The following is a 6,723-nucleotide window of genomic DNA, read 5'->3' as shown; positions in this document are numbered from 1 at the left end:
TCGAGAATACACGCTGCGCCAGCAACTCGCGCAACGAATGTTCGATCTTCCCAGCTTGCCGCTTGTCTTCCAGGCACCCGGCCAAGCCGCCGATCAAGCCGTAGCCTCGCTCGGCCGCCTTCAACAGGATGGCGCCGCCATCGGAACTGCCCTGCCGCTGATCGAACTGCGCCACGACCGGCTTGGAAAAAATCTCAGGGAATAACAAACACTCTGTCGTGCTATTGTCTGACACGCATAGGCCTCTTTGGCTTATTTAAACACTGTCTTGACAACATGTCCGGAGCTTTCGCTTCTTCAACCTTCAAGAATTATTCGGGCTAGAGCCTCTAGAAACTAGGCTTTGCTCTTCTTCCTCAGAGAGACGCCGAGCAAGACCAACCCCAGAACGATGGCCCACGGATGAAACACCGGATGTACATGAGACTTCCAGAACTCACTCCCACCGCATGGGCCGCTAGCAATCTGTAACTGTCAATGTGGTTTTGCCTGACGGATACGGTCTACCCCAACAAAGCACTTAGGTTGCCTGGGCTAAGCGGAATGATTCAGGTACGAGCGCAACTCATCGGGGTGGTAGCAGTGAGCCTGAGCTGTCTCGCGAGAGATGCGACGTGTGAGAACGAGTTCTGCTAGAGACTGGTCCATTGTCATCATGCCTTCCCCACGTCCGGTTGAAATCTGTGAACGTAAAAGATGATCTTGGCCCGTCCTGATCTGATTGCGAATCGCCAACGTGGCGACCATGATCTCTACAGCGGGATACAACCCCACATGATCGAGAGCTGGAACGAGTTGTTGCGCGACTACGGCGAGCAAGGCAAGGGACAACTGCTGACGTATCTGTGACTGGCTCGATGGCGGAAAACTGTCTACCAGACGAGACATTGTCTGGGCGGCATCGTTTGTGTGAAGAGATGAGAGAACCAAGTGCCCTGTCTCGGCAGCAGTGAGCGCCGCCGCCATTGTCTCAGGATCGCGCATCTCTCCTATAAGGATTACATCAGGATTCTGGCGGAGAACTGCTCGAACGGCGAGAGCAAAGCTTGGCGTGTCGTGTCCCACTTCGATCTGTTCGACGATTGACTTGCGATTAGTGTGCTGATACTCAACCGGATCTTCAATCGTGATGATGTGGTCTCTTCTGCGCGCATTGATTAGGTCTACAAAGGCCGCCATCGTGGATGTCTTGCCGCATCCAGTAGGACCGGTCAGTAGAACCAGGCCTTGTCGTTTTTCCATGAGGCGTTCCAGCACTGGAGGAAGATGAAGAGATTCGATCGTTGGAACTTGTGAAGGCAGCAGCCGTATGCTGGCAGCGAGCGTTCCTCTTTGATAGTGAAGATTAATGCGAAATCTTCCAATCGGTCTGTGGGCGAAGCAAAAGTCCAAGGACCTACTACTTTCAAACTCCTTTGCCTGATCGCTCGTTAGCAAAGGGAGCAGCATTTTGCGCAGGTCGTCCGAAGATAAAACTCGAGCCGTACCCGAGGTCAACGATCCGTTAACCCTGAATGTGACCGCCGACCCTGCTACCAACAGGATGTCAGAGGCATGCTGCTCGCTTGCAGATATCAGGAGCGCATCGAGAGATGTATTTCTCTCTCCTTTGGTTACTGATGTTGAGCTATTTAGCTCATAAACGAGCTGCGACAAGTCACTTTCGTATGCAGACATCAGATCTCCATATTGAGAACAGGCGACAACTGGTCAAGTTCTACTCGCATCGCAAAGCCACCGCTGGGCTTATCTCAGTTGCGGAACGAGCGGGGATGAGGGTCGCACCCAGGCCAACGAGCACCAGCACCAATGCTGTGAATGCAAATGTAATGGGGTCATGAGAGCCGATTCCATAAAGCAGGCTTGCTAGGGCACGTGTCAGGGCAAAAGCAACAATTAAACCAATTGCAACGCCAACCGCGATCAACTTGAAACTCTGTCCCATAACCAATCCTAGAATGGTGGACTTGTTTGCTCCCAGCGCAAGTCGCACCCCGATTTCCTGTGTCCGCTGTGCTACCAAGAACGAGATCACACCATAGAGACCTATCAGAGATAGTGTGACTCCAATTGCTGCGAAGAACCCTACGAGCACAGCTTGAAAGCGGGGCTGGTCAGCCAGCTTACTGACTGCCTGCCTTACCGTTGAGATCGTGACCGGCACAGTCGGATCGAGAGCTGCTACCTGTGTACGGATGAGACGACTCGTTTGGTCGGCAGGAAGGGAGCTTTTGACAACGAATACAGACGTGCCCCCGCCGCTCCAAGGGCGGTAATACTCTGGAATCTCTTCTGAGGTGAGACCACTATTCTTTACATCGGCAGCAACTCCCGTTACCGTGCTCCATGACTGAGAAAAAAGGAGACGATCAAATCGTAGTCGTTGTCCCAGCGGATCTTTGTTTGGAAAGAGAAGCTTTGCAAGACGCTCACTGATGATGATCGGGTGCTCGCTTGAGTTCTGATCTTGATCGTGGAAGGTTCTTCCTTGAAGTATCGGAATATCGAACGCCCGGAAGTAATCGGGCGAAACTCGCCGGGACCCCACTATGCCGCCAGTCCCGGGAGCAGAGAGCGGGCGTCCGTCAACGGCAATCTCATCAAATCGTCCCCTGAAGACACCGGCTCCCGGCGGAATCGAATCGCTTATAGAAACGAGCGAAACGCCGGGTAAAAACCGCAGGCGAGTCATTAGCCGTTGACAAAAGTCCACCTTGCTTGCGGATGAAGCGTACGAATGCTCTCCTAGATTGATATTGGCTGTGAGGGAGTTGTCTACCGTCATGCCGAGATGTTGGGTCTCGAGGTTGCGAAAGCTTCGAAACAGCAACGTGGCTCCGGCAAGAAGAACCATACTCGCGGCAATTTGAGTGATCACGAGCCACTTCCGAGTAGTGGCATGAGAAGCATTCAGCGACGAGCGGCCATTCAGCGATCCATTTGCTGGTTTCTGCACCGCTGGAAAGATCGAAAAAAATAAGCCGCACAGTATGGATAGAACGATAGTGAAGCTGATTATGCGTAAATCAAGATGAATTTGGCTGAGGTAAGGAATTGTAACGGGTGCGAGTGCAACAAAGATGTGCAGCAGGCCTGCGGCCAGAGCGCATCCCGCGATTGCCCCCATTCCGGATAAGAGAAGAGACTCGGTAATGGCCTGACGAATCAACCGTGTTCGGCTTGCCCCTAAAGCAGAACGGACGGCCAGCTCGCGTTGACGCGCTGCGCCGCGAGCCATCAGAAGGCTAGCCACATTAGTGCATGCAATGAGCAATACTGTAAGAACCGCACCAAAGAGTACCCAAGCGATCTTCCTAACCCCTTGCATTTGTCCGTCTCGAAGAGAACGGAGCTTGAGGTGAAAATCGTACCGAATAGTCGGTGGAAGTTGAGCTTGCGTTTTCCGAAAGAGAGGCTGCAAGTCTACATTTGCCTGTTCAAGAGATACACCAGGGTTGAGCCTCCCGAAGACACGTCGTGCTGACCCAAATCCCCCGTTAGAGGTTCGGTCCGAAGCCTCATCCACAGTTATCGGAAACAAGACTTCAACCGGTTGCAGTCGAGGCATTTCGAAATTTTGTGGGAGAACTCCGATCACTTGGACACGGCTTTGGTCAATATCGATTGGTTTGCTCAATATGCCAGGGTCCAAGCCATAGTGATTTAGCCAAAAGGCATAGGAGATAATCGCTACGCGCGGCCCCCCAGGGCGGGTCTCTTCCGGAAGAAAGTTCCTCCCTATTGAAGGTTTTACGCCCAGCGTTGAAAGAAAGTTACCTTCGATAGATTCGCAATCCAATTGCTCAGGACTCCCCTCAGTAAGGTCGCATTTGTGTGTCGCTGCCTCTTCTGAAGTCATAGACTGAAAAGCTTTTTGGCCATCCCGCCAATCGTAATAGAACCCACTGGTCATGAACTCTTGGGTTTCCAGGGCTTGCACTAGCCCCACTGAGGCAAGCTGGTCAGAATGCGCATAGGGCAGGGGGCGAAAAAGAACCCGGTCAACCACACTGAAGACAGCTGTCGTCGCACCAATCCCTAGCATTAGGGTGAGAACCATTACGCTGGTAAAGAGCGGATTTCGACCGAATCCACGCAAGCTGTAGCGGATGTCCTGCATAGCGGTATCGAACAAATAAGCAGGCCTCTGCTCATACGTTTGTTCTCTAATCGCCTCTGTTCCGCCGAATGCAATGACAGCTTGTCGCCGCGATTCCTGCTGTGTCATCCCTGCGGCACGATATGCCGCGGTTTGCTGCTCCAAGTGGAACTGCAGCTCTTCGTCTATTTCATGACGTGGCTTTGATCTCACTAAGTAACGAAGGCGGGTAAGCAACTCGTAAAACATTGAAGCTCCTCTACTTGAGTACCAGCCCTATCGCTACGGAGATGCGGCCCCAATCTTGCAGTTCAGTTTTTAATTGCTTTTTTCCTGTTTGCGTCAACGAGTAAAACTTAGCTTTTCGATTGTTCTCAGAGGTTCCCCAATCGGATTGAATCCAGCCTTTGTATTCCAAGCGGTGAAGCGCCGGATAGAGTGAACCCTGGCCGATTTGCAGTGCTTCCTTGGAAACCTGATGGATGCGTTGAGCTATTCCCCATCCATGCATAGGCTCAAGATCTAGGGTTCTCAGAATTAGCAGGTCGAGCGTTCCTTGAAGCAGATCAGTAGATGGCGGCACATTTCCCTCGATACCCAACAAGAGCATGAATCAGGCGCCTGTCGAATGTCAAGGGGTACTAAGCTCTCCTGGGCTATTTTTGCCCAACGCCTCGAAAAGGTAAAATTGGCGGGGTCAGCCGCGCTGGGTGGTGTCGGCCATCCTCGTTTCACTGTCTCGGCTGGCCGTCCCGACGGTCCGCTTGTACCCTGGTCGCCAAACAAAGACGCCACCCTCACGGATGGCGTCCTGTCGTTCTGATTGAGCTCTGAACTCTGTGCTCTGTATTTACGCGCGGTCCTTTTTGCGACCGGCGTCAAAATCGACGGTTTACGAGTCTCTCGAAATCGCCCCATGAGCCATGTCACAAACAAATAGACTGTGGAAGGCCACCGTCGACCCACTTAGCTGATTGACTCGCGGGCATCTGTCGAAGAAAGACCGGCCACTCGGCCACTTACCGAAGATGAATGTTTTCCTGTTCACTTAACCTCCCACCTGGAACCATGCGAATGTAGGACCGTCCAAAGCTTGCGGAGAAACTCAGGGGTATGAGAAGCGGCTATCTTCGTTTCGCCCACGATTGCAAAGCATCGTCTACACAAAGTGAGCATATCTTGTTCATCCTCGGCATCAGGATTGACAAGGTGAACTGCGACGGTTACCTCTCTCTCGTCTCGATCGCACCCACGACATCGGTACCGATCTCTTCTGAGCACGCGTCGCCGGAGATTCGACGTTTCTCGCTGGCTCGCCCAGTCCGTCGGCTGAACATCGCCGGATCCCGGAAGGGAAATTATGGATATGGGAGTAAAGGTCAAAAATGACATACGAAACCTGCGTTGAGAAGACCGAAAACCAAATGCGAATTCCATGAGTATCCTATTTCAGTTGGTGGTTATAACCGGATAGAGACCGAGATCAGCTTTATTTGCCGAGACGCGCCATCCGCATTGGCTGTCGACCGCCGAAGGTGTAGGTCAAACCGAAGACAGGCTGATTGGTCACAGTAAACAGCCTTGTGACCGGAACGGAATTTAGGGTAGGCGCGAAATCGGGACTCTTATAGAAGAGTCCACGATATTCGGCCCTGATACCGAAATGATCTGTGAGGCGGTAGTTCATTCCTACGCCGAAGACCATCGTCGGCCGGACCTGCCTGTTGTACGCGTCTGAGTGTGTGAAAGGTACGAAGAACAAACCACCGCCGCCGAATTGAGCGAACGTTGTGAAGTGCCGACTCCGTGGACCTTGCGCCACTATAGCAACTGTTGTCTCAACAACATTGGTCCCAATCGATCCGCGCGTGAAACTCGAGCTCGATGCAGTTGAGGGAGGCGCCGATGGAATATAGGCGGTTCCATAGGAATAGTTTTCCGTGAAACGCGTATAGCCGACGTTTACGTTGTAGCCCAACCATCGCGTGAACTGCTGGTGGAAGGTTCCCAGTACCCCTGCGGACGGCGAGGCACTTTGAGACTTCTGCGTCGTAAACAGACCGTTGCTGTCTTGAAGTGAGGTTATTGGAGTACGCGCCTGGGTCAGTTGTCCGAAGATTCCGACGGAAACACCCATGCCAGAGATCGCATCCCTCCTTTGTGTTTGTTGAGGGGCCTGTGCGGCCGCTTTATCCGCGTTTGCCTGGATCAGGAGGAACAGGGGAAATGCGGCATACAGAAATGAGCCAAGGCGGAATTGCAAAGTGAATAGACTCCTTTGAGACGTTCATTCATAAAGAGGAGTCCGGCAGCTCAATCTACCCTGGAGAGGCCCACGTTTTTCCAAGCTGGACCCTCGCACAGGAAATGACAGCCTAACCCGAATAATTCTTGAAGGTTGAAGAAGCGAAAGCTCCGGACATGCTGTCAAGACAGTGTTTAAATAAGCCAAAGAGGCCTATGCGTGTCAGACAATAGCACGACAGAGTGTTTGTTGTTCGCTGAGATTTTTCCCAAGCCGGTCGTGGCGCAGTTCGATCAGCGGCAGGGCAGTTCCGATGGCGGCGCCATCCTGTTGAAGGCGGCCGAGCGAGGCTACGGCTTGATCGGCGGCTTGGCCGGGT

General features: G+C 52.7%; 6 protein-coding genes. 1 reads left to right on the top strand and 5 read right to left on the bottom strand.

The features are described from left to right. The 4 genes from Q363_RS47160 to Q363_RS29530 form a co-directional block, all read right to left on the bottom strand. A partial coding sequence (locus tag Q363_RS47160; protein WP_425387808.1) for a transposase occupies positions 1 to 175 on the bottom strand: 175 nt, incomplete at its 3' end. Positions 176 to 534: 359 nt separating this feature from the next. Continuing rightward, a complete protein-coding gene (locus Q363_RS29540) occupies positions 535 to 1,677 on the bottom strand; it encodes a type IV pilus twitching motility protein PilT (RefSeq protein WP_051979516.1) in 1,143 nt (380 codons plus the stop codon). Between the two features lie 40 nt (positions 1,678 to 1,717). Then, the gene (locus Q363_RS29535) at positions 1,718 to 4,348 is read right to left on the bottom strand and encodes an ABC transporter permease (protein WP_035357861.1); all 2,631 of its coding nucleotides are present in this window, start codon (positions 4,346 to 4,348) and stop codon (positions 1,718 to 1,720) included. 10 nt (positions 4,349 to 4,358) lie between these two features. Then, entirely contained in the window at positions 4,359 to 4,709 is a 351-nt protein-coding gene (locus tag Q363_RS29530) for a PadR family transcriptional regulator (RefSeq protein WP_425387807.1), read from the bottom strand. Positions 4,710 to 4,727: 18 nt separating this feature from the next. On the opposite strand from Q363_RS29530, the gene Q363_RS41550 reads away from it, so the two are divergent. Beyond that, positions 4,728 to 4,922 carry a hypothetical protein gene (locus tag Q363_RS41550; RefSeq protein ID WP_157467847.1) on the top strand — a complete coding sequence of 65 codons (195 nt, stop codon included), beginning with the start codon at positions 4,728 to 4,730 and terminating at the stop codon, positions 4,920 to 4,922. A 666-nt stretch (positions 4,923 to 5,588) separates the two neighbouring features. On the opposite strand, the gene Q363_RS29525 is transcribed toward Q363_RS41550, so the two are convergent. Next, the gene (locus Q363_RS29525) at positions 5,589 to 6,236 is read right to left on the bottom strand and encodes a hypothetical protein (RefSeq protein WP_245632554.1); all 648 of its coding nucleotides are present in this window, start codon (positions 6,234 to 6,236) and stop codon (positions 5,589 to 5,591) included. Between the last annotated feature and the right edge of the window lie 487 nt (positions 6,237 to 6,723).

The organism is Edaphobacter aggregans DSM 19364 (genome assembly GCF_000745965.1).
Lineage (GTDB): Bacteria > Acidobacteriota > Terriglobia > Terriglobales > Acidobacteriaceae > Edaphobacter > Edaphobacter aggregans.
The sequence above is the reverse complement of the archived record's forward strand: the minus strand, read 5'-3'. Positions and strand labels throughout refer to the sequence as shown.

Excerpts from the sequence above, each read along its gene's own strand:
- Q363_RS29540 (WP_051979516.1), bottom strand. The coding sequence starts at position 1,677 with ATGTCTGCATACGAAAGTGACTTGTCGCAGCTCGTTTATGAGCTAAAT.
- Q363_RS29535 (WP_035357861.1), bottom strand. The coding sequence starts at position 4,348 with ATGTTTTACGAGTTGCTTACCCGCCTTCGTTACTTAGTGAGATCAAAG.
- Q363_RS29530 (WP_425387807.1), bottom strand. The coding sequence starts at position 4,709 with ATGCTCTTGTTGGGTATCGAGGGAAATGTGCCGCCATCTACTGATCTG.
- Q363_RS41550 (WP_157467847.1), top strand. The coding sequence starts at position 4,728 with ATGTCAAGGGGTACTAAGCTCTCCTGGGCTATTTTTGCCCAACGCCTC.
- Q363_RS29525 (WP_245632554.1), bottom strand. The coding sequence starts at position 6,236 with ATGGGTGTTTCCGTCGGAATCTTCGGACAACTGACCCAGGCGCGTACT.